This is a genomic window from Enterobacter sp. DN (genome assembly GCF_046054285.1).
Lineage (GTDB): Bacteria > Pseudomonadota > Gammaproteobacteria > Enterobacterales > Enterobacteriaceae > Enterobacter > Enterobacter hormaechei_C.
Window position 1 is genome coordinate 40680 of record NZ_JBJJTG010000008.1, and the last position, 24838, is coordinate 65517.

The following is a 24838-nucleotide window of genomic DNA, read 5'->3' on the forward strand; positions in this document are numbered from 1 at the left end:
CGTGAAGATCTGCTTAGTAGATGAAACAGGCGCCGGGGACGGCGCCTTATCTGTTCTGGCGGCCCGCTGGGGGCTGGAACATGATGAAGACAACCTGATGGCGCTGGTGATGACGCCGGAACATCTGGAGCTGCGTAAGCGCGATGAGCCAAAGCTTGGCGGGATTTTTGTCGATTTTGTCGGCGGCGCGATGGCGCACCGGCGTAAGTTTGGCGGCGGTCGCGGTGAAGCGGTGGCCAAAGCGGTCGGCATTAAAGGCAGCTATCTGCCGGACGTGGTGGATGCCACGGCGGGGCTGGGGCGCGATGCCTTTGTGCTGGCGTCTGTCGGCTGTCGGGTGCGGATGCTGGAGCGTAATCCGGTTGTCGCCGCGCTGCTCGACGACGGGCTGACGCGGGGCTACGCGGACCCGGAAATCGGCTCGTGGTTACAGGAACGTTTGCAACTTATTCATGCCTCCAGCCTGACGGCGCTGACCGATATCACCCCGCGCCCGCAGGTGGTCTATCTCGACCCCATGTTCCCGCATAAGCAGAAAAGCGCGCTGGTTAAGAAAGAGATGCGGGTGTTTCAGTCTCTGGTGGGGCCAGATTTAGATGCCGATGGCCTGCTGGAGCCGGCTCGTCAGCTGGCGACGAAGCGGGTGGTGGTGAAGCGGCCGGACTATGCGCCGCCGCTGGCGGACGTTGCGACCACTAACGCGGTGACCACCAAAGGACACCGATTTGATATTTATTCGGGAACGCCAGAATAAAAAAGCCGGGTGGCGGCTTCGCCTTACCCGGCCTACATTCAGTGCCGCTTGTAGGCCCGGTAAGCGTTAGCGCCACCGGGCTTTTTTGCACTTACTCGTCTTCTTCGTCACGCAGTGGAACAATCAGCATATCCACGTGTACGGTGTTAATCAGCTGGCGCGCGGAAGACATCAGCTTGCTCCAGAAGTCCTGGTGATGACCGCATACCACCAGGTCCATATCGTATTTCTTAATCGCATCAACCAGCACCTGGCCCAGATCGCCGCTACCGCTTAAGGTTTCAGTGATTGGATAGCCCGCGTTGGTAGAAAGCTCACTCAGCGCGTGGTGAGTCTCTTCGGAGATGCGTTTCTGCATATCGCCGAGATTCACGTCGATCAGACCGGTGTAGAGGTCGGAGTAATTCACATCAACGTGAATCAGCGAAACTTTCGCGTTGTAGGGACGTGCCATGGATACTGCTTTATCAACCAGCACTTTACTCTCCGGGGAGAGGTCTACCGCGATGAGAATGTGTTTGTAAGCCATAGTGTTACTCCTTCCTTAAGTTATCGATGACTAAATGGGAAAGCCGTCGTCTGATGCTTTCATTACGGCCCAGTTAAACATATTTTTCAAGCTTTGGTGTTGATAACGATTAACCTTGTGGCAAAAAAATTAACGGATCTCCTACACTATTTAATGAGCCGTTCGGATATTAAAACGCGAACCGGATCGACTTTTGGTCATTCTTTCACTGAACTGTCTGTCAGGGCATTGGGGTGCGGTAGCTCAGGAGCCTTGCTTCGTGGGCGGACGCCGGGGAGGATGTATGATTAGCACCGTCGCATTGTTTTGGGCGTTATGCGTGGTTTGCATAGTGAATATGGCGCGCTACTTCTCATCGTTACGTGCGCTGTTAGTGGTACTTCGTGGTTGCGATCCGTTGCTTTATCAGTATGTGGACGGTGGAGGGTTCTTCACCTCGCACGGACAGCCCAGCAAGCAGATGCGTCTGGTGGGGTATATCTACTACCAACGCTACCGCGATCACCACGATGAAGAGTTTATCCGTCGCTGCGAGCGCCTGCGTCGTCAGTTCATTTTGACCAGCGCCCTGTGTGGTCTGGTTGTGGTGAGTATGATTGCGCTGATGATTTGGCACTGAGCATAAAAAAAGCGGGCCAGTTTCCTGACCCGCTTTTTTGTCGCCTTCAGCCGATTAAATCAGCTTCAGCGAAATCCAGTACAGACCGCCAGACAGCAGGATGGACGCCGGGAGGGTGAACACCCAGGCCATCAGAATGTTGGTCACGGTTTTACGCTGCAAACCGCCGCCGTCAACAATCATGGTACCTGCCACGGACGAAGAGAGTACGTGGGTGGTGGAGACTGGCATACCGGTGTAGCTCGCCAGACCGATAGATACCGCTGCCGTCATCTGCGCGGACATACCCTGCGCATAGGTCATGCCTTTCTTACCGATCTTCTCACCGATGGTGGTCGCCACACGACGCCAGCCAATCATCGTACCGATACCCAGCGCCAGCGCGACCGCCATGATGATCCAGATTGGCGCGTACTCAATGGTGTTGAGCATATCGCCTTTCAGTTTCTTCAGCAGACGTTGGTCGTCAGCATTAACCTCTGGCAGCTTCGCGACTTTATCCGTCACGTCGGAGATACAGAGCATGATGCGACGCAGTTGACCACGCTGTTCAACAGCCAGTTTGTCATAGCTTTCGATATCGGCCAGCATGCCTTTCGCACGTTCCAGCGCGTTAATCGCGTTTGCCGGATGGCAATGGAACTCGCCCGGTGCCGTCGTTGCGCCTGACTCCGGAGAAGGAATCAGCTGGTCCACGCCGGTCGCTTTCTTCAGCAAATCAGGATGCTGCTGGAAGTAAGTCTCAACGTTGTTCACCGCATCACGGGTACGGGTGATTTCGTAACCGGAGGCGTTCATGTTAACCACGAAGCCCGCCGGTGCGACGCCAATCAGAACCAGCATCACCAGGCCGATACCTTTCTGACCATCGTTCGCGCCATGAGAGAAGGCGACGCCGATAGCGGAAATGATCAGCGCGATACGCGTCCAGAACGGCGGCTTTTTCTTGCCGTCTTTCTTCTCACGCTCTGCTGGCGTCAGATGGATACGCGCACGTTTTTTCGTGTTGCTCCAGTAGCGACGCAGGATGAAAATCAAGCCACCCGCCACCACCAGACCGACGATAGGGGAGATGATCAGAGAGCCGAAAATGCCGATAACTTTCGGGATGTTCAGCGCATCAACGACGGAGGTCCCGGTCATCAGGGCATTGGTTAACCCGATACCGATAATCGCGCCGATGAGGGTGTGAGAGCTGGATGCCGGCAGGCCGAAATACCAGGTACCGAGGTTCCAGATAATCGCAGCAAGCAGCATTGAGAACACCATGGCCAGGCCATGACCGGAACTCACGTTAAGCAGCAGATCCGTTGGCAGCATATGCACAATGGCATACGCAACGCTCAGTCCGCCCAGGAGGACACCAAAAAAGTTAAATACCGCCGCCATAACGACCGCAAGCTGCGATCGCATTGCGCGAGTGTAGATAACCGTTGCTACTGCGTTTGCAGTGTCGTGGAAGCCGTTGATCGCTTCGTAAAACAGCACAAAAACCAGAGCAAGCAATAATAAAAGCCCGGTATGTAAATCCAGGCCGGCAAACAAATGTAGCATAGGACGTTACGCCATTTTGAGGACATGAACGCGGCGCATTATCCAGGACAAATGCGCAACGGGCAAAGTGAAATATAGACTTTTTTTGACATACCACCTGATTTGAGAAATGTGCCTGAAAGGATAATCTTTAAATATCAATGAAATGGCTTTGTAATATCTTTTTACGCTGGTGCGACCACTGAGGAAACTTTACAATCCGCGGCAGTTAACGAAGAGGATTTTGACGTGGAAAGGTTTGATGCCGTAGTAATTGGCGCCGGTGCGGCGGGTATGTTTTGTGCGGCGATGGCCGGACAAGCGGGTCGTCGCGTGCTGCTGCTGGATAACGGAAAAAAGCCTGGCCGCAAGATCCTGATGTCTGGCGGCGGGCGATGCAACTTTACTAATCTTTATGTCGAGCCTGCGGCCTATTTGAGCCAGAACCGTCATTTTTGCAAATCTGCGCTGGCGCGCTACACCCAGTGGGATTTTATCGAGCTGGTGGGTAAACACGGTATCGCGTGGCATGAGAAGACGCTGGGGCAGCTGTTCTGCGACGACTCCGCGCAGCAAATTGTCGATATGCTGGTGGCCGAGTGCGAAAAAGGCGGCGTAGTTATGCGCCTGCGCACCGAAGTGCTGGACGTCGCCCGTGACGAGGAGGGCTACACGCTGCAACTCAACGGTGAAACCGTCAGCGCCGATAACCTGGTGATCGCCAGCGGCGGCCTCTCGATGCCGGGTCTGGGCGCCTCACCGTTCGGCTATAAAATCGCCGAGCAGTTTGGCCTGAAGGTACTGCCCACCCGCGCCGGGCTGGTACCGTTCACGCTGCATAAGCCCCTGCTGGAACAGCTTCAGACGCTCTCCGGCGTGTCTGTGCCGTCGGTCATTACGGCCGAAGACGGCACGGTGTTCCGCGAAAATCTGCTCTTTACCCATCGCGGACTCTCGGGCCCGGCGGTATTGCAGATCTCCAGCTACTGGCAGCCGGGGGAGTTTGTCTCCGTAAACCTGGTGCCGGACTGCGATCTGGACGCCTTCCTCAACGAGCAACGCGCCGCGCACCCGAATCAAAGCCTGAAAAATACCCTGGCGATGCAGCTGCCGAAGCGTCTCGTGGAGTGCTTGCAGGTGTTAGGGCAAATTCCGGATGTCGCGCTCAAGCAGCTCAACAGCCGCGAGCAGGAAACGCTGGTGGAGACGCTGACGAACTGGCGCGTACAGCCAAACGGCACCGAAGGTTACCGCACGGCGGAAGTGACGCTGGGCGGCGTGGATACAAACGAACTATCATCCCGCACGATGGAAGCCCGCAACGTGCCGGGTCTTTATTTCATTGGTGAAGTGATGGACGTGACCGGCTGGCTCGGCGGGTATAACTTCCAGTGGGCGTGGGCCAGTGCCTGGGCATGCGCGCAGGCACTCGCTGAAAAGAACGGTTAATATTTATTTTTTTAGCGTGCTGCGTCCTTATCGGGTCCACGCTTTTTATTGTGTGCATGGTGTTTTGTCTTCTTAAAAGGGTTGTCTATGTCTGCTGCTCATCTCGGTTTCCCGACGGAAACCGTTGTTGTCTTCGTGGTGATGGCCGTTGGGGCGATGTTTATCGACCTCTTCATGCACCGTCACGATAAACCGATCTCGCTGAAAAGCGCGGTCATGTGGTCCATCTTCTGGGTCATGATGGCGATGGCCTTCGCCGGATTCTTATACGTGCACCACGGCGCGGAGATGGCCAGTCTGTTCCTGACCGGCTATGCGCTGGAAGAGGTGCTCTCCGTCGACAACCTGTTTGTGATGATGGCGATCTTCGCCTGGTTCGGCGTGCCGGATAGATATCGTCACCGCGTGCTCTACTGGGGCGTGCTCGGGGCGATTGTGTTCCGTGGTATTTTTGTTGCCATTGGCACCAGCCTGCTGAGCCTGGGACCGTATGTTGAGGTCATTTTTGCGCTGGTCGTCGGCTGGACGGCGGTGATGATGCTGAAACGCAATGAAGAGAGCGATGAAGTAGAAGATTACTCCAACCATCTGGCGTACCGCCTGGTGAAACGCTTCTACCCGGTGTGGCCAAAAATCAGCAGCCATGCGTTTATCCTGACCCAGAAAGAGGTGGATGCCGAACTGGAGAAACCTGAAAACAAGGATGTGATGGTAGGCCGCGTGAAGAAGGCGAAGCGCTACGCGACGCCGCTGCTGCTCTGCGTCGCGGTGGTGGAGCTGTCCGACGTGATGTTCGCCTTCGATTCCGTACCCGCAATCATTGCCGTCAGCCGTGAGCCGCTGATCATCTACAGCGCAATGATGTTCGCGATCCTCGGCCTGCGTACCCTCTACTTCGTGCTGGAAGCGCTGAAGCAGTATCTGGTGCATCTGGAGAAAGCGGTGGTGTTACTGCTGTTCTTCGTGGCGTTCAAGCTGGGGCTGAATGCGACCGACCACTTCTGGCATCACGGTTATAACATCGGCGCCACGGCAAGCCTGTTTGTGGTGCTGGGGGTACTGGCGCTGGGGATTATTGCGAGCGTGATGTTCCCGGGAAAACGTGAGGCCTGATGTACCGCTTTTCTCCCTCTCCCTGTGGGAGAGGGCCGGGGTGAGGGCACCGGGCCGCACCTAACCCTTAATTGGTGAATTTCGGCGCTTGCTCGGATGATGAAAATGCCGCCAGTGCGGATCCTGCGCCGCCGCCAGCAACTCGTGGTCGCCACGCGTGTCGCCCCAGGCGCGCAGGTGATACGCGTTCAAATCCCCATACACCTTCTCCAGCCTCGCCACCTTCTGGGCACAACGGCAGTTGTGGCCGGTGATCCGCCCGGTCAGCTTGCCGTCTTTCACTTCCAGCTGCGTGCCAATCAGCTTAATGCCGAGCTTATCGGCCCACGGCTGCAATACCAGCGCCGGGGAAGCAGAGCAAATCGTCACTTCCGCACCGGAATTGACCTCGTTGGCGACGGCCAGCACACCTTCCGGGCGCATCAGCTTGTTCCAGTATTTTTCACAGAAGGCTTCCGCCTGCTGACGTAACCAGTGCTCATCCACCCCCGTCAGGAAGGTTTTGATCAACACCTCTTTCAGCTCATCTCGCGTCAGCTTGCGGCGCACACAGTGCAGCGTAGGCAGGGCCATGCGCACCAGTCGGCCAGCAAAGTAGCGCTTGCCAAAGGCAAAGCGCAGGAACGGGATAAAACTGTCGTGGTGCGTCAACGTACCATCAAAGTCAAAGACAGAGAGCACGCTGGACTTCGCCACGGCTTCGTCGGCAATCATATTGGTCATAAATACGTCTTAGCTGAAATACACATTCTGTTCACTAGTTTACCTGCTTTACCTTCACAGTCCTTATATCAGGTCGCATTTTTTCCTGAACCTGTGGCCTGACGGGTCAAACAATGTCATCCACCACGCCGCCGTCAACGCGCAGCGCCGCGCCGGAAGTCGCGGAGGCCTGCATGGAACAGACATACACCACCATATTCGCCACTTCTTCCACCGTGGCGGCGCGCTGGATCACCGAGCTGGGGCGATTCGCCATCACGAACTCTTTCGCCAGCTGTTCCAGCGATTTACCGGTTCTTTCGATCTCGTCTTTCATCATCGCGGCAAAACCGTCCGACATTGTCGGGCCCGGCAGCACGCTGTTCACCGTCACGCCGCTGCCTGCCACGAACTTCGCCAGACCGCGCGCCAGCGAGAGCTGGGCGGTTTTTGTCACGCCATAGTGGATCATATCCGCAGGAATATTGCAGGCCGATTCTGACGAGATAAACACTACCCGACCCCAGCCCTTTTGTACCATGCCGGGCAGCAGGGCACGAGAGAGGCGCACGCCGGACATCACGTTGGTTTGCCAGTAGCGTTCCCAGGTCTCGTCGTCGGTGGAATAAAAATCCTGCTGGCCATAAATCCCGGCGTTATTCACCAGAATATCGACGTGCGAGGCGACCCTGAGCAGTTCGTCAACGCCCTCCTGCGAGCTCAGATCGGCGATGGCGGCACGGACCTGTACGCCAGGCACCACCTGCTGTAGCGCCTGAATGCCTTTGTTCACCGAGTCGACGCTGCGCCCGTTCACGATCACTTCCGCACCGCTCTCCGCCAGCCCGCGGGCGATGGCAAACCCAATACCGCCGGTGGACGCGGTCACCAGCGCTACTTTCCCCGTTAAATCAATTTTCATCATTCGCTCCTTGTCATCTTATGGTTCAAAACTTAAAGCGTAGCACTTGACGATGACGGCTCCTGTTTAAAAAGGCGCAACAGCGTCTCAACCTGCTCGTCCAGCGGGCTGAGGGAGCGTTTGACGATGAGGTGCAGCGGCGTGGCGCGACGTACGCCGTGGCTGAGCGGCAGCGTTTTAAGGATGCCCTGCTGGAGCGGGGTCTGAATGCGTTCTTCCGGTAACCAGCCGTATCCAACCTGATACATCACCGCTTCGATCGCGGCATCGATGGTTGAGAAGGTCCACGACTCCCCGGTGGGGTGAGCGGTGGGCTGGCTGTCTGCGATCTGAATGCGCGGCCACGGTCGTAGCATCTCGTCGTTAAGCGGTGTATCCAGCGCAAACAGCGGGTGAGCGTGATGCGCGACGGCAACAAAATCGATATTCATCAGCCATTCGCCCAGGCCGGTAATGTCCTGGCGGCGGGTTAAGACCATCACGTCGGCTTCATCATTAAGCGCATCTGCGCGGCTGTTTTCCAGCACCTCGGTAAGCCGCACCTGCGTTTGCGGGTACAGCTGCTGAAACTGGCGCAAAATCGCGAACAGCCGGCTGCGCGGAAAAATACTGTCTACCATCAAATCGATACGGGTTCGCATCCCGCTGCGCAGGGTCGCAGCGCGCGTTTCAACATAGGCGAAGGCTTTCAGCAGCGGTTTAACCTGATTCAGCAACAGCTCACCCGCCGGGGTCAGCACGGCACGCCGTCCCTCTGTCATCAGGAGCGCCACGCCCAGCCGCTCCTGCAACAGCGACAGGTTATAGCTGACCGAGGACTGGCTGCGGTGGGTCTCTTCCGCCGCCTTAGCGAAGCTGCCAGCCTCGATGACTCTCTCCAGCAAGGCCCACTGTTCGAGCGTCGTCTTGTGCATAATTAATCTAAATTTTGGATGAATTTGATTCAAACATAGCGTTATTCATTCATTTTTTGAAGGGGTACGATCGTCTCATCAAAACAAAGGAGACATCGTATGAGCACCTTCGATAAACATGATTTAAGCGGCTTCGTCGGCAAACATCTGGTATATACCTACGATAATGGCTGGAACTACGAAATTTACGTTAAAAACGAAAACACCCTGGACTACCGTATTCACAGCGGTCTGGTGGGCAACCGTTGGGTGAAAGATCAGCAGGCCTACATTGTTCGTGTTGGGGAGAGCATCTATAAAATTTCCTGGACGGAGCCAACCGGTACCGACGTGAGCCTGATCGTGAACCTGGGCGACAGCCTGTTCCACGGCACCATCTTCTTCCCGCGCTGGGTCATGAATAATCCGGAAAAAACCGTCTGCTTCCAGAACGATCACATTCCACTGATGAATAGCTACCGTGATGCCGGGCCAGCTTATCCAACCGAAGTGATTGATGAATTTGCCACCATCACCTTCGTGCGCGACTGCGGTGCGAATGACGACAGCGTTATTGCGTGCGCGGCCAGCGAGTTGCCAAAAAACTTTCCTGATAATTTAAAATAAGCGCGACAATTAACTAAAAAGAAAAGTTCCCGACTCATTTCATATTTATTGGAAATGGTCGGGGATTTTTTTATTTGTTGATGTTTGGTTTAGATAATTGACTTTAATACGGTGAGCGGAATCACATAATAAATAATTCATAATCACTTAACCTATTGTTTAATAATAAATTTATATCAATTCATTCCTCCTTTTTATCACCATCTTAATTTTTCCCTAAGAAATGAACGTTACCTTGAGATGAGTTTATGGTTCGTTGAAATAAACGCATCGGCATTTGGTTAATATCAAAAAGTTGCCATGCATAACTCAAGGAAATTAATAATGCGTGATTTTTTGCCTTTTTCCCGGCCCTCAATGGGCGCGGAGGAAATCGCCGCGGTACAGGAGGTAGTAACCTCCGGCTGGATCACCACCGGGCCGAAAAATCAGATGCTTGAAGAGGCGTTCTGTACGCTGACGGGAAATCGTCATGCGATTGCCGTCTCCTCTGCCACGGCGGGGATGCACGTCACCCTGATGGCGATGGGGATTGGTCCCGGCGATGAGGTGATTACGCCCTCCCTGACCTGGGTATCGACGCTGAATATGATCGTGCTGCTGGGTGCCATACCGGTGATGATCGACGTCGACAGAGACACGCTGATGGTGACGCCTGAAGCGGTCGACGCCGCCGTTACGCCTCGCACCAAAGCCATTGTGCCGGTGCATTATGCGGGCGCGCCGTGCGATATTGACGCCATCCGCGCCGTCGGTGAACGTCACGGTATTCCTGTCATTGAAGACGCGGCCCATGCCGCCGGAACGTACTACCACAGCCGTCATGTAGGCTGGCGGGGCACCGCAATATTCTCCTTCCACGCCATCAAAAACATGACCTGCGCCGAAGGTGGGCTGGTGGTGACGGATGACGAGCAGCTGGCGCAAAACATCCGTAGCCTGAAGTTCCACGGTCTGGGCGTTGATGCCTATGACCGCCAGACCCATGGCCGCGCGCCGCAGGCCGAGGTCATCACCCCGGGTTTTAAATACAACCTCGCGGATATCAACGCCGCGCTGGCGCTGGTGCAGCTCGGCAAGCTGGGCGAAGCCAATAAGCGCCGTCGCGACATTGCCGACCGCTACCTGCTTGAACTCTCGGATACCCCTTTCCAGCCGCTGCGCATTCCGTCCTGGCCGCATCTGCACGCCTGGCACCTGTTTATCATTCGCGTGGATGAGGCCCGGTGCGGCCTCTCGCGTGATGCCCTGATGGCCGCGCTGAAAGAGCAGGGCATCGGCACCGGCCTGCATTTCCGTGCGGCACATACGCAAAAATACTACCGCGAGCGTTTCCCTGATGTATCGCTTCCGAACTCGGAATGGAACAGCGCGCGTATTTGTTCTCTCCCTCTTTTCCCGGACATGACCCATGACGACACAACCCGCGTCATTACCGCGCTCCATCAGCTTGCAGGGCATTGATATGTTCAGCGTGCCGCCCGTGCAAAAAGTTTCCGTGGTGATCCCGGTCTATAACGAGCAGGAGAGCCTGCCGGAACTGATCCGCCGCACGACTGCCGCCTGCGAGACGCTCGGCAAAGCTTATGAAATTCTGCTGGTGGACGACGGCAGCAACGACGACTCCGCGCGGATGCTGACCGACGCCGCGCAGGCGGAGGGAAGCCACATTGTTGCCGTACTGCTCAACCGTAACTACGGCCAGCACTCGGCAATCATGGCCGGGTTCAGCCACGTGACGGGCGATCTGGTGATTACCCTGGATGCTGATCTGCAAAACCCGCCGGAAGAGATCCCGCGTCTGGTCGCCAAAGCCGACGAAGGCTACGACGTGGTCGGCACCGTGCGGCAAAACCGCCAGGACAGCCTGTTCCGTAAGCTGGCGTCTCGCACCATCAACCGTCTGATCCAGCGCACCACCGGTAAAGCGATGGGCGACTACGGCTGCATGCTGCGCGCCTATCGCCGCCACATCGTCGACGCCATGCTGCACTGCCACGAACGCAGCACCTTCATTCCGATTCTGGCGAACACCTTTGCCCGCAAAGCGACTGAGATCCCGGTGCTGCACGCCGAGCGCGAGCACGGGGAGTCAAAGTACAGCTTTATGCGTCTGATCAACCTGATGTACGACCTGATCACCTGCCTGACCACCACGCCGCTGCGCCTGCTGAGCGTGTTCGGCAGCGTTATCGCGCTGGCAGGGTTTGCGCTTTCCGTTCTGCTGGTCGTTCTGCGGCTGGTCTTTGGTCCCCAGTGGGCGGCGGAAGGGGTCTTTATGCTGTTTGCCGTGCTGTTCACGTTCATTGGCGCCCAGTTCATCGGTATGGGTCTGCTGGGTGAGTACATTGGCCGTATTTACAACGATGTTCGCGCGCGTCCGCGCTATTTTATTCAACGTGTTGTCCGTCAGGAGCACCTGGCATCTCAAGAGGAAAACCACCCATGAAAACCGTCGTCTTTGCCTATCACGATATGGGTTGCACGGGCACGCAAGCCTTGCTGGACGCAGGCTTCGACATTACCGCCATCTTCACCCATCCGGATGTTGCCGGGGAAAACCACTTCTTCGGCTCGGTGGCGCGTATTGCGGCTGAACACGGTATTCCGGTTTACGCCCCGGACGATGTGAACCATCCGCTGTGGGTGGATCGTATTCAGAAGCTTGCGCCGGACGTGATTTTCTCTTTCTACTACCGCAATCTGCTTTGCGACGACATCCTGAGCGTGGCGACAAAAGGCGCATTTAACCTGCACGGCTCGCTGCTGCCTGCCTACCGTGGCCGTGCGCCGCTGAACTGGGCGCTGGTTAACGGTGAAATGGAAACCGGCGTAACGCTGCACAAAATGGTACGCCGTGCCGATGCGGGCGGTATCGTGGCACAGCTGAAAGTGGGCATTGGCGCTGATGAAACGGCGCTGGAGCTGCACCACAAGCTCTGCATCGCCGCGCAAAGCCTGCTTCGCGACGCGCTGCCGACGATCCGTCAGGGGACTTTTACCGAAACCGCGCAGGACGAAAGCAAGGCAAGCAGTTTTGGTCGCCGCACGCCGGAGGACGGGCGACTGGACTGGGCGAAACCGGCGCGTCAGCTGCATAACCTGGTGCGCGCCGTGACCGACCCGTGGCCGGGCGCGTACAGCTTCGCCGGGGTCAGTAAATTTATCGTCTGGAAATCCCGCGTGCGTGAGGACATTCCGGCGGCAAAACCGGGCACCGTCATCTCCGTCTCTCCGCTGATTGTGAGCTGCGGCGAGCAGGCGCTGGAGATCGTCACCGGACAAACGGATAACGGGCTGTACGTGCAGGGGGCGCAGCTGGCGCAGTCTCTTGGGCTGGTGGCGGGGGCGCTGATCACCAGCGCGCCGGTGGTGGCGATCAAACGCCGCACGCGCGTCTTAATCCTCGGCGTGAACGGGTTTATCGGTAACCATCTGACCGAACGGCTGCTGGAAGACGACAATTACGAGATCTACGGTCTCGATATCGGATCCGATGCGATCGGTCGATTCCTCACTAATCCCCGTTTCCACTTCGTTGAAGGGGACATCAGCATCCATTCCGAATGGATCGAGTACCACATCAAAAAATGTGACGTGGTGCTGCCGCTGGTAGCGATTGCCACCCCGATTGAATACACCCGTAACCCGCTGCGCGTGTTCGAACTCGATTTCGAAGAGAACCTGAAGATTATCCGCGACTGCGTGAAATACGATAAGCGCATCATCTTCCCGTCGACGTCGGAAGTGTACGGCATGTGTACCGACAATAACTTCGATGAAGACACCTCCAGTCTGGTGGTCGGGCCGATTAACAAGCAGCGCTGGATCTACTCCGTCTCCAAACAGCTGCTGGACCGCGTGATCTGGGCATACGGTGAGAAAGAGGGGCTACGCTTTACCCTGTTCCGCCCGTTTAACTGGATGGGGCCGCGCCTGGACAACCTGAACGCCGCGCGTATCGGCAGCTCCCGCGCTATCACCCAGCTGATCCTCAACCTGGTGGAAGGTTCGCCCATTAAGCTGATTGAAGGTGGCAAACAGAAACGTTGCTTCACCGATATCAGCGACGGTATTGAAGCGCTGTTCCGCATCATCGAAAACAAAGACGGCCGCTGTAACGGAGAGATCATCAACATCGGTAACCCGGACAACGAAGCGAGCATCCGCGAGCTGGCGGAAATGCTGCTGGCAAGCTTTGAACGTCACCCGCTGCGCAGCCAGTTCCCGCCGTTTGCCGGTTTCCGCGAAGTGGAGAGCAGCAGCTACTACGGCAAGGGTTATCAGGACGTTGAGCACCGCAAGCCGAGCATCCGCAATGCGAAGCGCTGCCTGAACTGGACGCCGACGGTGAAGATGGAGCAGACCATTGATGAAACGCTCGACTTCTTCCTGCGCACCGTGGAGCTGTCGGAACAGGCATCATGAAAAAGGTCGGTTTACGCATTGACGTCGACACCTTTCGCGGCACGCGCGAGGGTGTGCCGCGGCTGCTGGAACTGCTGAGCAAACACAACGTGCGCGCGACGCTTTTCTTCAGCGTCGGGCCAGACAATATGGGGCGTCACCTGTGGCGCCTGGTTAAACCGGCCTTTCTGTACAAAATGCTGCGCTCGCGCGCGGCATCGCTCTACGGCTGGGATATCCTGCTGGCCGGAACCGCATGGCCCGGCAGGCGCATCGGCGCGGAAAATGAAGCGATCATCTGCAAGGCCGCGCAGCATCATGAAGTGGGGCTGCACGCCTGGGATCACCATGCCTGGCAGGCCTGGGCGGGCGTGTGGGATATCCCCCGCCTGGCGCGTGAGGTTGAGCGCGGCGTGCTGGAGCTGGAAGCCATTACCGGCCAGCCTGTGCGCTGTTCCGCCGTGGCGGGATGGCGGGCCGACCAGCGCGTGGTGAAGGCCAAAGAACACTTTGCCTTTCGCTACAACAGCGATTGCCGGGGCACCGGACCGTTTTTACCGCTGCTGGGGGAAAACCGAACCGGCACGGTGCAGATTCCGGTCACCCTTCCGACGTGGGATGAAGTGGTCGGGCGCGAGGTGAGTGCCGACAGGTTTAACCGTTACATTCTGGATGCGATGCACCGCGATGCCGGTACGCCGGTTTATACCATCCATGCCGAAGTGGAAGGCATTGCGTATCAGCAGGATTTTGACGCGTTGCTTGCGCTGGCGGCGCAGGAGGGCATTCAGTTCTGCCCGTTAAGCCAGCTGTTGCCGGACGATCCTGGCACGCTGCCCCTGGGAAAAATCGTCCGTCGTGAAATGGCTGGCCGGGAAGGCTGGCTTGGCTATCAACAAACCGTGAGCCCGGCACTATGAAAACAGCCCGCTATGGCCTGACGCTTCTCGCCCTGTTTGTCGTTTACTACCTCCTTCCGGTCAACCTTCGCCTGTTATGGCAGCCTGATGAAACGCGCTATGCGGAAATCAGCCGCGAAATGCTGGCCTCCGGCGATTGGGTGGTCCCGCATTTCCTCGGGCTGCGTTACTTTGAAAAACCCATTGCCGGTTACTGGGTGAACAGCATCGGGCAATGGCTATTTGGACACACCAATTTTGCCGTTCGCGCGGGGGCGATATTCTGCACCGGGCTGACGGCGCTGCTGGTGATCTGGCTGGCCTGGCGTCTCTGGCAGGATAAGCGGGTGGCGATCTTCTCCGGCCTGATCTTCTTAACCCTGTTCCTGGTCTATGGCATCGGCACCTACGCCGTGCTGGATCCCATTATCACCCTCTGGCTGGTGGCGGCTATGTGCAGCTTCTGGCTGGCTTCGCAGGCGAAAACGATAGCCGGAAAAGCGGGGGGCTACATTCTGCTGGGGCTGGCCTGCGGCATGGGCGTCATGACCAAAGGCTTCCTGGCGCTGGCGGTACCGGTGATTGGCGTGCTGCCGTGGGTGATTGCGCAACAACGCTGGAAGGAGGTGCTGGTTTTCGGCTGGCTGGCGATCCTCAGCTGCGTACTTATCGTCCTGCCCTGGGGGCTGGCAATCGCTCAGCGTGAACCGGATTTCTGGCGTTACTTCTTCTGGGTGGAGCATATCCAGCGCTTTGCCCGGAGCGATGCCCAGCATAAAGCGCCGTTCTGGTACTATCTGCCGTTCCTCATCGCGGGAAGTCTGCCGTGGCTGGCGATGCTGCCGGGCGCGCTACGCCTGGGATGGCGAGACAGAGAAAACGAGAGGGCGGGGCTTTATCTGCTGGGCTGGATCGTGATGCCGCTGCTGTTCTTCAGCATCGCCAAAGGCAAGCTGCCGACCTATATCCTGCCGTGCTTTGCGCCGCTGGCGATCCTGATGGCGCGCTACGCCTGCACCGTCGCCGAAAAAGCGTTACGTATTAACGGTGGGATCAATATCGCGTTTGGCGTGCTTGGCACGCTGGCGGCGCTGGTGGCCTCGCCGTGGACATCGGTCGAGATGTACAAACTCTTCTGTGCGGTAGTGGCTTTTCTTATCTGGGCCTCGGTGGGCTGGTTTACCCTTAAAAATCCGCAGCGCTGGTGGCTGGCGGCGCTTTGCCCTGCCGGGCTGGCGCTGCTGGTGGGTTTTGCGATCCCGGACCGGGTAGTGGATTCCAAACAGCCGCAGTCGCTGGTGGATTCCGTTCGCGAGCCATTACAGATGAGTAAATTCGTCCTGGCGAACAACGTTGGTATAGCCTCCGGGCTGGCGTGGGAGCTTCAGCGTAATGACATCATTTTGTATGGGCAGAGCGGCGAGCTGAAATACGGCCTGGATTATCCGGACGCTAAGGGGCGTTTTGTGAGCAAAGATGATATCGCGCACTGGCTTGAAGCGCATCGTCAGCAGGGACCGGTGTCGCTGGTGATCCTGCTGTCGAAAAACGACGACCTGGCCCGCGCCGGGCTGCCAAAACCGGACAACCTGACGATTCAGGGGCGTCTGGCTTACCTGCAATATCTGCCGCAGTGATGGCCTGGATCTGGCTGGTGCTGGCAAGCCTGTTGAGCTGCGCAGGTCAACTGTGCCAGAAACAGGCGACCCGGGCAGGCGGCGGTCAGCAGGTCGCCCTGTGGCTTGGGCTGGCCCTGCTGATGCTGGGGGGCGGGATGGTTGCCTGGCTGGTGGTATTGCAGCATCTGCCCGTCGGGGTGGCGTACCCCATGCTGAGCCTTAACTTTGTCTGGGTAACGCTGGCGGCAAAAATCGTCTGGCATGAGCCTGTCCCGCTACGTCACTGGCTGGGCGTCGGGTTGATTATCGTCGGGGTTATTTTGCTGGGAGGAAGCCTGTGAACGGTGCGTGTTGGGCGTTATGCAGCGTAGTGTTAGTCAGCGTGGCGCAGCTGCTGCTGCGTCATGCGATGGTGACGCTGCCCCCGATGAGCGACGCTTTCTGGGCTGCCCTCTGGCATATAGCCCCCGGTACAGGCGCGCTGATGCTGGGGCTGACAGGCTATTGCGCCTCAATGGGCTGCTGGTATCTGGCATTGCATCGTATGGCGCTCAGCAAAGCGTATGCCTTGCTGAGCCTCAGTTACATCCTGGTGTGGAGTGCTGCAATTTTACTGCCCGGCTGGGGAGAACACTTTTCCTGGCGCGGGCTGGCGGGCATCGGCTTGATTATACTCGGCGTGCTGGTCATTTTTATGCCGCAGAGATACCGGAGTAAGTAACCGCTTCCGCCGTTAAGGTGAAAGGCGTAGGGGTACAGACCGCCAGGCTCAGCGAGCCGAAGCGTAGCTGACTGACCGGGAGGGACTGGGCGGTGCTGTCAATGCTGACAATCTGCCACGCGCTGCCGCCACGCTGTTTGACGATCGCCTCTTTGCGCGTCCAGATGCGCCAGAATGCGGAAAGCTGCTCTTCCGGCGCTTCACGCTCCAGCTCGTCATGTTCGGTGAGGCTGAAAACGGCATTCGCCAGCGCCTGCCAGTTCTCCCGCGGGCGGATCACTTCGATATCGCAGCCCACTTCACCTTCATCGCTCATCAGCAGGGCAATGTCGTCCCCGCTGTGGCTCAGGTTAAACCACAGAGGATGGCCGTTAGCGAAGGCCGGTTTTCCCTGCTCGCCGTAAATTATCTCGGGAAGCGGTGAGGGGGATAAGGTTCTGGCGAGCAGCGTCCGGCCTGCAAGCCAGGAAGCGTGTCGTGCACCCTGAGGTGCCATGTCTGCGAGCGTTGACGCCAGCGGGTCCGCGCTAAGGGTGGAGATCTTTCCCAGTACAAACTGGTACATAGTTACGCCCAGCGTTTAATGATTATCGAGGTATTGATGCCGCCAAAGGCAAAGTTATTGCTCTGAATAAATTCGCAATCAATCGGGCGGGTTTCCCCCATAATATAATCTAAAGCGCCGCATTGCTCATCCGGTTGTCTTAAATTGAGCGTCGGTGTGAACCAGCCCTCCCGCATCATGTGCAGACTCAGCAAGGCTTCCAGCGCGCCGCAGGCGCCCAGGGTATGACCGAAATAACTCTTTAAGGATGAGATGGGCACGCTGTCGCCGAAAATGGCGGCGGTCGCCTGACTTTCGGCGATGTCCCCGCGATCGGTTGCCGTGCCGTGGGCAGAAATGTAGCCAATCTCCTGAGGGCCAAGGCCCGCCATCGCCAGCGACTGCGCCATACACACCTGCATGGTTTCACGCTGGGGCTGGGTGATGTGCGCCGCATCGCAGTTGGTGGCAAAGCCCACGATCTCGCCATAGATTGTCGCCCCGCGCGCTCTGGCGTGATCCAGCGCTTCCAGCACCAGCGTGCCCGCCCCTTCGCCAATCACCAGACCATCGCGCTGAACGTCAAACGGCGACGGCGTGGTTTTTGGCGCGTCGTTACGCTGGCTGGTGGCAAACAGGGTATCGAAAACCGCCGCTTCCGACGGGCACAGCTCTTCCGCGCCGCCTGCCACCATCACCGTCTGGTAGCCGTGACGAATCGCTTCCCAGGCGTAGCCAATCGCCTGGCTGCCAGAGGTACAGGCGCTCGAGGTGGGGATCACCCGTCCGCGCAGGCCAAAGAACAGCCCGGTATTCACCGCCGTGGTGTGCGGCATCATCTGCACGTAGGTGGTGCCGGTGATGTTGTGGGTGTGCTTTTCGGTGAGCATAGAGGCAAACTCGCTGACCGGCCCGGTGCTGCCGGTCGACGAGCCGTAGGCGATGCCGGTCTGACCGTTGGTCAGCACCGCGTCGTCGATCAGTCCCGCCTGCTCCAGCGCCAGCTCGGTGGCGCGGGTAGAGAGCAGCGACACCCGGCCCATGGCGCGAATGCGCTTACGGGTATAGTGAGCGGGGAGAGTGAAGTCTTCAATCGGCGCGGCGAGCAGGGTTTGCAGGCCGTCATACGCCTGCCACTCCGTCATGGTACGCACCGCATTTTCATACTCGCACAGACGGCGCGAGATGGTCGGCCAGTCCTCGCCGAACGCGGTGACGCCGCCCATGCCCGTAATCACTACCCGGCGGGTCATAGCATGCCTCCGTTAATCGAAATCACCTGACGCGTCACATAGCCTGCTTTATCCGACATCAGGTAACTCGCCAGCCCGGCGACCTCCTCGGCCTGGCCCATACGCTGCATCGGGATCATCGACATCGCCGCGTGCAGCGCGGCTTCGTCCATCTCGATCATGCCGGTATCGATCAGCCCCGGCGCGATGCAGTTGACGGTGATTTTGCGTTTTGCCAGCTCGGTGGCGAGCGCTTTGGTGGCGCCGATGATCCCGGCTTTCGCCGCGCTGTAGTTCACCTGCCCACGGTTGCCCATAATGCCTGACACCGACGACAGGGTGATGATCCGCCCGCCCTTGCGGGTGCCGATCATCGGCATAATGCAGGGATGAATGACGTTATAAAAACTGTCGAGATTGGTGTGGATCACGCTGTCCCAGTCATCGTCGCTGAGCGCCGGAAAAGCACCGTCGCGGGTAATACCGGCGTTACTGACCACGCCATACCACGCGCCGTGGTCAGCGATCTCCTGTTCCAGCACCGTGCGGCACTGCTCGCGGTTGCCCACGTCGAAGGTGAGTAAACGGCCCGCGCCGCCTGCCTGGACAATCGCTTCCAGCGTCTCCTGCGCGCCCGCTTCATCACGATGGTAATGCACGCCGACGGTGAAACCGTCCGCCGCAAGCTGAAGGGCGATAGCGCGGCCAATGCCTTTGCTGGCGCCGGTGACCAGTACGGATCTCATGATGGTGTTCCCTGGTTGAAAAGTGTGGTTAATTCATCCTCGCTCGGCTGGAAGGTGTTCACGCGGCCCGTGGCGAGGGAGACATTATCCGCATGAATGGCGCACTCGAAGCTGCCAAAGCGTTCATCCTGCATCAGACGTTCGATGGTGATGGTCAGCGTGCAGCCTGCGGCAAAATGCCCTGCGTCGCACACCAGCTCGCGCGCGCCCAGCACCATGCCCAGCGCACAGTGCGGCAGCCCTTTTTGCATCCGGTGCCATTCAGACCAGACGCCCACGGTCTGGGCCATCAGCTCCAGCGCAAACCAGCCAGGCAGGTTGCCGTCCGCGTCCAGGAACGGAGCCAGAACGCCCCGATCGTTCACCGTCACGCTGCAAACGGCGCGGTCATCGGTGACGTTTTCCACGCTCTCAAGCAGCAGCATCGGCGTGTCGTGAGGAAGATAATCCCCGGGAGGTAAGTAGCGCATCATACCCTCCCCAGCAGAAGGCTGGCGTTGTTGCCGCCAAACGCGAAGGAGTTTGACAGGATCGCCGGTTTATTCAGCGGTGCGCTCTGGTGCAGCAGGCCGAAGGCGGGCAGGGTGTCGTCTGGCGCGTAGCGGGAAAAATCCTGCGGCGGCAGCGGCAGGTCTCGGGTCAGGATCAGCCAGCTCAGGGCGGCCTCGGTGATCCCCGCTGCGCCCAGCGTGTGGCCGGTAAGATGTTTCGTGGAGCTGCACGGCACGCGGTCGCCAAAGAGATCATGGATCACCTGCGCCTCAATGCGATCGTTCAGCGGCGTGGCGGTGCCGTGCAGGTTGATATAACCGACGTCCGCCGCCGTCATGCCCGCCTCGTTCAGCGCCTGGTTGATGGCACGGATCGCCCCTTCGCCCTGCGGATGCGGGGCGGAAATATGGTACGCATCGCTGGATTCCCCCGCGCCCAGGAGCGCAACCTCGCCCGGCTCGCGGGTCAGCACCATCAGTGCCGCCGCTTCGCCAATGGTGATCCCCCGACGGTGGCGGCCAAACGGTTCGCACAGGGTCGGGGAGAAGGACTCCAGGCTGTTGAAGCCGTTGACCGGCATGCGGCTCAGGCTGTCGGCCCCGCCGACGATGGCGACGTCCACCAGCCCGGCGTCAATCAGACGACGACCGCTGACGATCGCCCGCGCGCTGGAGGAGCAGGCGGTTGAGATGGTATACGCCGGGCCGTCCAGCGCAAGCCAGCGGGCGAGAAAGCGCGACGGATCGCCCAGCTCCTGCTGCGGATATTGCCACTGCGGGCTGCTCTCGCCGTTCTGCGCGCGGCGCACGTACTCATCACCCTCGTCCAGCCCGGAGGTGCTGGTGCCCAGCACAACCGCCACGCGGTCGCGCCCTACGCGCGCAATGGCCGCATCGACGGCGGGCCGGATTTGCGCCAGCGCCGCCAGCAGCAGCTGGTTGTTGCGGCTGCGATGCGCAGAAAAAGACTCGGGGACAGGGGGAAGTTCACCCTCCACGCCCCCCAGCACGGCCTCGGGTAAGCCCTGTAGCCAGCCCGCACGCTGGCGCATCCCGGGTGCCACACCAGCGATCAGGTTCGCCGCTACTTCATCAGCCGAGTTGCCGAGCGCGTTGACCATGCCAACGGCAGAAAGGTAAATCATCTCAGTCACCCAGATATTGAATGGTGATGTGGTAGTGAAAAGCGTGCTGCACAATGCTAATCGGTTCGCGCCTGCCGTTACGGTTCAGGTAGACAATTTCCGTGACCAGTTTGCCCTCGGGGTTGCGCAGTTCGCGTCTGGTGTCAGTATCGTTCAGCGTCCAGCCTTTCGGCAACTGCGGCTGCCAGGCGCTGAGCGGCCAGTGGCTCAGCATCACGTCGGCCAGCACCTGGCTGGCGGGCGGCAGCTGCGGCATCACAACCGACTGCTCGGTGTGGATCCCGGTGTCGTCGTAGGTGGCGAGGAACAGGCGGATCCCGACGGAGGAGAGGCCGGCAAGCGTCACTTTATCTCCGTCGGCGTTCAGCATCACCAGCAGCGACTGGGTCTGGCCTTTAAAACTGCCGGTAAGCAACTGCTGCGCGCGGATGGCAGGCGTGATGCCCGGCGGGGGCAGCGTGACGCGGGTGCCGGGCTGGAGCCAGGCCTGAGGGCGCGCGTCATCGCGGTTCGTCGTATGGCTACACCCCGCCAGCAACAGGGCCATCATCACTGCCGCCAGGCGAATGAAACGGGTCATGGTAAGTTCTCTTTGTTAGACGGCATCGCCAGCGGGGCGAGCAGGAACGCGGTGAAGATACCGCTCACCAGCACAATGCCAAAGCTGCTGATGGCCTGAGTGGTGCTGAACACCAGCATCCCCAGCGTCAGCAGGGTAGTCATCATGGCGAGGGTAATCGCCAGCATGGAGGTCAGCGGCGTGCCGCGCGGGTTGCTGAAAAACAGCGTGTAGTTGATGCCAATGCCGAGGACCAGCACAAGCGCCAGCAGGGAAAACAGGTTCACCGGATGGCCCGTCACGGCCAGCGCCGCCAGCCCACCGGCCAGCGACAGCACGGACGGCACCAGCGCCACCAGCCCTTTTCGCCAGCCGAGGCGTAGCATCGCGCCGCAGGCAATCACCGCCAGCGCCACGCCCAGCAGCCCCGTCAGCAGCGAGCGGTAGAGCGCAAACAGGCTGTCGAAGCTGGCCTTACGGTCAACCCAGACGACCCCGGGATGGCGGGCGGCCAGCTCACCGAGCGCGGCGCTGTTTCTGACGCCATCGACCGGGACCAGCACACCGCTTTTGCCGTCCGGCAGCGTCAGCCACAGCAAACGCCAGCCCTCGCTGGCCGGGCTGGCGAGCCACGCTTCCACGCTGACAGGCATGGCGTTCAGGTTCGGTGGGACGGCGTTCAGCCCCGTGCTTTGCAGCATTTTCATCACCGTCGGCGCGGCGTTACGCAGAAGATGCAGATCGCTGTTCTGCCGCGCCAGCGAGTTCAGCGGCAGGGTGCGCCAGCGGGTTAATTCACCGGCTTTTTGCGCTTGCGCCAGCGCCGGGGTAAACGCCTCCAGCCGCTCCAGCGTTTCCTGAGCCGACGCGCCGTACACCACGAACCACTTCTGATCGACATTTTGCCCGGTCAGGGCGGTGATGGTTTTTTCCTGCGCCAGAATGTCCTGCGGCAGCGCCTGAAGCCGGGCGATATCGTCATCCACCCGCAGGCTGGCGATCCCGATGGCGGAGAGCAGCGCCAGCGCTACCGGCAGCCCGACAGAGAGGGCTTTACCGTCGCGCCAGGCGTTCAGCCAGCGCTGCATCATCCCTCTCAGGGGGACCGGGCGGACCGGCATGCCCCGGCACAGCCACGGATGCCAGAACATTACCGTCAGGCACGAGGCGCTCAGCCCTGCGGCGGCGAACACCGCCATCTGACGAATGCCGGGGAAGGGGGCCAGCATCATGAAGAGATACGCCACGACGGTGGTCAGCAGCGCCAGCAGCAGCGCGTTACGTACTTTCGCCAGGCTTTGCCAGGGCGAGTGTTCCGCGCCGTGCACCATCCGCTCCGTGAGGTAGTAAATCGTATAGTCCGCCGAGATGCCGATGATGCTCATGCTCATCACCAGCGTCATCAGGTGCAGTTCACCGAACAGCAGCAGCGTCACGACCGTCCCCGCCAGCGCGCCGATGGCAATGGAGAGCAGGCTCAGCAGCAGCGGACGCACGGAGCGAAACACCGACACAATCAGCAGGATCACCCCGAGCACCGTGGCGACGCCAAGCGTGGAAATATCTTTTTTAGCCTGCTGGCTGGCGTAATCGCTGTAGAACACCGTCCCGCGCGAGAGCAGCTGCGCCTGTGGATACTGGCTTTTCAGCGTCTGCTGCAACGCGTTAAGGGTGGTCACCAGCTGGTGGGTTTGCTGCATATCAAACGACGAGCCCGCCAGCTCGCCGTGCAGCAGATACCAGTAGTTCCCGGCCGCGTCTTTTGTCACCAGCCAGCCGTCCATCAGCTGCATCTTCTGGCTGTTTTTCGCCAGTGCGAGCTGCGCGCCGCGCATCAGCATCAGCGGATCGTTTTGCAGCTCCTTGCCGCTCACGCCGGAAAAGGCGGAGTAGAGCTGGGACAGGACCCACTGGGCCTGCGCTTCACCGCCGTTTTGCAGGCGGGCGCGGGTGGCCGGATCGACCAGGCCATTGCGGTGTTGCCAGAAGAAATCTCCCCAGGCCTGTTGCCCGGCGGCATCCAGCGGACCTTTTACGACACTCAGCGCCTGGCTGCGTTGCAGCAGGGTTAACCACTGCTGCGCCACGCGCGGGTCCGGCTGTTTGCCGGGGCTGACCAGCCAGATGAGCTGGCGGTCGAGGCGCTGCATAAATCCGTCGTTGAGAGCGGGAGGGATCGCGCCGAGCGTCTGTTTCGGCAGCATGGCGAGCACGCTGCTGTTCAGCCGCGCGCCGGGCAGCAGCGACAGCAGCACGCCCAGCAGGATCAGGCATACCGCGGCCCACAGCAGCGCCGGGCGCAGGGCGTTACGGTGCGGCAAAGCGCTGGCGTTCTGCATCGGTCAGGCGGGCGGGCGTCAGTTGGTGGCGGGAGAGGGCGATATCCGTCGTGTCGCCCTGCTTATCGTTCAGGCGAATGGATTCCAGATAGATCGCGCCCTTCAAATCAAGGGTGGAGAAAATCTTGTCCAGCGGCGTGGTGACGGGCGTCAGCACCAGCGACCAGCGGCCTTCACCCAGATCTTTGAAATCGATGCGGAAGTTCTCTTCCAGCACCTTGCGGTCGGCCTGGAACAGCGCCCGCAGCAGATGGTTGAACTGGAACATCTGCGGGTTAGTGTCGGCGGTAATGGTCTGCGGCGACTGACCGTTGACGATCTGCACCATCCGTTTGTCATCCAGCAGCAGCGTCATCGGGAACGGCGCTTTTTGATCCCACAGCAGGCCATTGTCACGGGCGATTAGCATCTCCCCCTGCGAGCGCAGGGGCTGAGGCATATCCTTGATCGTGCGGGTCTGTTCGAAGTGCGCGCGCACCACCGGTTGCTCCGCAAACCGCTGTTGCAGTTCATCCAGCGTGATCGCGTTCACCAGCGGGCTTACCAGCAGCGCGAGTAGCGTTATCCATTTCATGGCGCGATCCCCATGCGTTCGAACAGAATGGCCGGGCTGACAAAGCACATCTCCCGGCTTGCTTCTTCCACCGCCACCTGAATGGTGTAGCCGGTGGTGGTGCGTTTCCCGGTTTGCGCGTCGAAGATTTGATAGGCGATGCGCAGACGGTTTTCAACCTCTTCAATGTGGGCGCGGACGCGAATGCGCTGCTCGAAGGTCACCGCGTCGCGGTATTTCACCCGGGTATCCACCACCGGCCAGACGTAGCCGGACGCTTTCATCTGGCGATAGCCGTAATCAAACTGGTTGAGCAGCGCTTCGCGGGCAATCTCAAAGTAGCGGAAGTAGTTGCCGTGCCACACCACGCCCATCATATCGACGTCGTGGAACGGAACGGTGATTTCAACTTCAGCCGTAAAGCGGGGATCGGTCAGCACCC

The 24838-nt window shown here is 59.2% G+C and carries 26 protein-coding genes; 12 read left to right on the forward strand and 14 right to left on the reverse strand.

The genetic code is table 11. The features are described 5' to 3' along the window. Position 1: 1 nt before the first annotated feature. Positions 2–754: a 16S rRNA (guanine(1516)-N(2))-methyltransferase RsmJ gene (gene rsmJ, locus ACJTMZ_RS17495; RefSeq protein ID WP_032627969.1), complete on the forward strand. Its 753-nt coding sequence runs from the start codon at positions 2–4 to the stop codon at positions 752–754. A gap of 91 nt (positions 755–845) precedes the next feature. Here rsmJ and uspA read toward each other — a convergent pair whose 3' ends face one another. Then, positions 846–1283, reverse strand: a complete 438-nt coding sequence (gene uspA, locus ACJTMZ_RS17500) for a universal stress protein UspA (RefSeq protein WP_003861223.1) — start codon at positions 1281–1283, stop codon at positions 846–848. 283 nt (positions 1284–1566) lie between these two features. Between uspA and uspB the strand changes: the two genes are divergently transcribed. Beyond that, the gene (gene uspB, locus ACJTMZ_RS17505; protein ID WP_003861224.1) at positions 1567–1902 is read left to right on the forward strand and encodes a universal stress protein UspB; all 336 of its coding nucleotides are present in this window, start codon (positions 1567–1569) and stop codon (positions 1900–1902) included. 54 nt (positions 1903–1956) lie between these two features. On the opposite strand, the gene pitA is transcribed toward uspB, so the two are convergent. Then, complete coding sequence (gene pitA, locus ACJTMZ_RS17510; RefSeq protein ID WP_017384176.1) at positions 1957–3456, reverse strand: inorganic phosphate transporter PitA; 1500 nt, start codon at positions 3454–3456, stop codon at positions 1957–1959. Positions 3457–3684: 228 nt separating this feature from the next. Between pitA and ACJTMZ_RS17515 the strand changes: the two genes are divergently transcribed. Beyond that, positions 3685–4884: an NAD(P)/FAD-dependent oxidoreductase gene (locus ACJTMZ_RS17515; RefSeq protein ID WP_017693820.1), complete on the forward strand. Its 1200-nt coding sequence runs from the start codon at positions 3685–3687 to the stop codon at positions 4882–4884. An 87-nt stretch (positions 4885–4971) separates the two neighbouring features. Beyond that, positions 4972–5997: a TerC/Alx family metal homeostasis membrane protein gene (locus ACJTMZ_RS17520; RefSeq protein WP_015571505.1), complete on the forward strand. Its 1026-nt coding sequence runs from the start codon at positions 4972–4974 to the stop codon at positions 5995–5997. Positions 5998–6057: 60 nt separating this feature from the next. Here ACJTMZ_RS17520 and ACJTMZ_RS17525 read toward each other — a convergent pair whose 3' ends face one another. The 3 genes from ACJTMZ_RS17525 to ACJTMZ_RS17535 all read right to left on the reverse strand — a co-directional run bounded on the left by ACJTMZ_RS17525 (position 6058) and on the right by ACJTMZ_RS17535 (position 8535). Beyond that, positions 6058–6720: an HAD family hydrolase gene (locus tag ACJTMZ_RS17525; protein WP_003861228.1), complete on the reverse strand. Its 663-nt coding sequence runs from the start codon at positions 6718–6720 to the stop codon at positions 6058–6060. Positions 6721–6826: 106 nt separating this feature from the next. After that, positions 6827–7621 (reverse strand): SDR family NAD(P)-dependent oxidoreductase, encoded by a 795-nt coding sequence (locus tag ACJTMZ_RS17530; protein WP_017384097.1) that lies wholly within the window; start codon positions 7619–7621, stop codon positions 6827–6829. Between the two features lie 32 nt (positions 7622–7653). Then, a complete protein-coding gene (locus ACJTMZ_RS17535; protein ID WP_017693822.1) occupies positions 7654–8535 on the reverse strand; it encodes a LysR family transcriptional regulator in 882 nt (293 codons plus the stop codon). Between the two features lie 99 nt (positions 8536–8634). Between ACJTMZ_RS17535 and ACJTMZ_RS17540 the strand changes: the two genes are divergently transcribed. The 8 genes from ACJTMZ_RS17540 to arnF all read left to right on the forward strand — a co-directional run bounded on the left by ACJTMZ_RS17540 (position 8635) and on the right by arnF (position 16787). Next, a complete protein-coding gene (locus ACJTMZ_RS17540) occupies positions 8635–9141 on the forward strand; it encodes a phenolic acid decarboxylase (RefSeq protein ID WP_017384099.1) in 507 nt (168 codons plus the stop codon). Between the two features lie 324 nt (positions 9142–9465). Further along, complete coding sequence (gene arnB, locus ACJTMZ_RS17545) at positions 9466–10605, forward strand: UDP-4-amino-4-deoxy-L-arabinose aminotransferase (protein ID WP_058686442.1); 1140 nt, start codon at positions 9466–9468, stop codon at positions 10603–10605. Position 10606: 1 nt separating this feature from the next. Next, positions 10607–11590, forward strand: a complete 984-nt coding sequence (gene arnC, locus ACJTMZ_RS17550; RefSeq protein ID WP_180260756.1) for an undecaprenyl-phosphate 4-deoxy-4-formamido-L-arabinose transferase — start codon at positions 10607–10609, stop codon at positions 11588–11590. Next, positions 11587–13569, forward strand: a complete 1983-nt coding sequence (gene arnA / locus ACJTMZ_RS17555; RefSeq protein ID WP_032669021.1) for a bifunctional UDP-4-amino-4-deoxy-L-arabinose formyltransferase/UDP-glucuronic acid oxidase ArnA — start codon at positions 11587–11589, stop codon at positions 13567–13569. Before arnC ends, arnA begins: the two co-directional genes overlap by 4 nt. Beyond that, the gene (gene arnD, locus ACJTMZ_RS17560; RefSeq protein WP_017384103.1) at positions 13566–14468 is read left to right on the forward strand and encodes a 4-deoxy-4-formamido-L-arabinose-phosphoundecaprenol deformylase; all 903 of its coding nucleotides are present in this window, start codon (positions 13566–13568) and stop codon (positions 14466–14468) included. The genes arnA and arnD overlap by 4 nt, the downstream gene beginning before the upstream one ends. Continuing rightward, positions 14465–16084, forward strand: coding sequence for a lipid IV(A) 4-amino-4-deoxy-L-arabinosyltransferase (arnT, locus tag ACJTMZ_RS17565; protein ID WP_252011044.1), 1620 nt, complete (start codon positions 14465–14467; stop codon positions 16082–16084). Before arnD ends, arnT begins: the two co-directional genes overlap by 4 nt. Beyond that, positions 16084–16407 carry a 4-amino-4-deoxy-L-arabinose-phosphoundecaprenol flippase subunit ArnE gene (gene arnE / locus ACJTMZ_RS17570; RefSeq protein ID WP_015571497.1) on the forward strand — a complete coding sequence of 108 codons (324 nt, stop codon included), beginning with the start codon at positions 16084–16086 and terminating at the stop codon, positions 16405–16407. The genes arnT and arnE overlap by 1 nt, the downstream gene beginning before the upstream one ends. After that, positions 16404–16787, forward strand: coding sequence for a 4-amino-4-deoxy-L-arabinose-phosphoundecaprenol flippase subunit ArnF (gene arnF / locus ACJTMZ_RS17575; RefSeq protein WP_252011042.1), 384 nt, complete (start codon positions 16404–16406; stop codon positions 16785–16787). Before arnE ends, arnF begins: the two co-directional genes overlap by 4 nt. On the opposite strand, the gene acpT is transcribed toward arnF, so the two are convergent. From acpT to ACJTMZ_RS17620, 9 genes are read right to left on the reverse strand one after another with little or no spacing between them, the layout of a single operon-like run. Continuing rightward, entirely contained in the window at positions 16759–17352 is a 594-nt protein-coding gene (gene acpT, locus ACJTMZ_RS17580; RefSeq protein WP_032649774.1) for a 4'-phosphopantetheinyl transferase AcpT, read from the reverse strand. The two genes, arnF and acpT, sit on opposite strands and share 29 nt — an antisense overlap. Before the next feature lie 2 nt (positions 17353–17354). Further along, complete coding sequence (locus ACJTMZ_RS17585; RefSeq protein WP_213775002.1) at positions 17355–18584, reverse strand: beta-ketoacyl-ACP synthase; 1230 nt, start codon at positions 18582–18584, stop codon at positions 17355–17357. Continuing rightward, complete coding sequence (locus tag ACJTMZ_RS17590) at positions 18581–19312, reverse strand: 3-ketoacyl-ACP reductase FabG2 (protein WP_026094333.1); 732 nt, start codon at positions 19310–19312, stop codon at positions 18581–18583. The genes ACJTMZ_RS17585 and ACJTMZ_RS17590 overlap by 4 nt, the downstream gene beginning before the upstream one ends. Continuing rightward, positions 19306–19782: a 3-hydroxy-fatty acyl-ACP dehydratase gene (locus ACJTMZ_RS17595; protein WP_094314641.1), complete on the reverse strand. Its 477-nt coding sequence runs from the start codon at positions 19780–19782 to the stop codon at positions 19306–19308. The genes ACJTMZ_RS17590 and ACJTMZ_RS17595 overlap by 7 nt, the downstream gene beginning before the upstream one ends. Next, on the reverse strand, positions 19779–20945 hold the full coding sequence (locus ACJTMZ_RS17600; RefSeq protein ID WP_045347714.1) for a beta-ketoacyl-[acyl-carrier-protein] synthase family protein: 1167 nt from the start codon (positions 20943–20945) through the stop codon (positions 19779–19781). Before ACJTMZ_RS17600 ends, ACJTMZ_RS17595 begins: the two co-directional genes overlap by 4 nt. 1 nt (position 20946) lies before the next feature. Beyond that, positions 20947–21525 carry a DUF3261 domain-containing protein gene (locus ACJTMZ_RS17605; protein ID WP_058700997.1) on the reverse strand — a complete coding sequence of 193 codons (579 nt, stop codon included), beginning with the start codon at positions 21523–21525 and terminating at the stop codon, positions 20947–20949. Then, positions 21522–23843 (reverse strand): MMPL family transporter, encoded by a 2322-nt coding sequence (locus tag ACJTMZ_RS17610; protein ID WP_252011040.1) that lies wholly within the window; start codon positions 23841–23843, stop codon positions 21522–21524. The genes ACJTMZ_RS17605 and ACJTMZ_RS17610 overlap by 4 nt, the downstream gene beginning before the upstream one ends. Next, on the reverse strand, positions 23812–24417 hold the full coding sequence (locus ACJTMZ_RS17615; protein WP_252011038.1) for a LolA-related protein: 606 nt from the start codon (positions 24415–24417) through the stop codon (positions 23812–23814). The genes ACJTMZ_RS17610 and ACJTMZ_RS17615 overlap by 32 nt, the downstream gene beginning before the upstream one ends. Continuing rightward, positions 24414–24836, reverse strand: a complete 423-nt coding sequence (locus ACJTMZ_RS17620) for a thioesterase family protein (protein ID WP_006812302.1) — start codon at positions 24834–24836, stop codon at positions 24414–24416. Before ACJTMZ_RS17620 ends, ACJTMZ_RS17615 begins: the two co-directional genes overlap by 4 nt. Positions 24837–24838 lie beyond the last annotated feature (2 nt).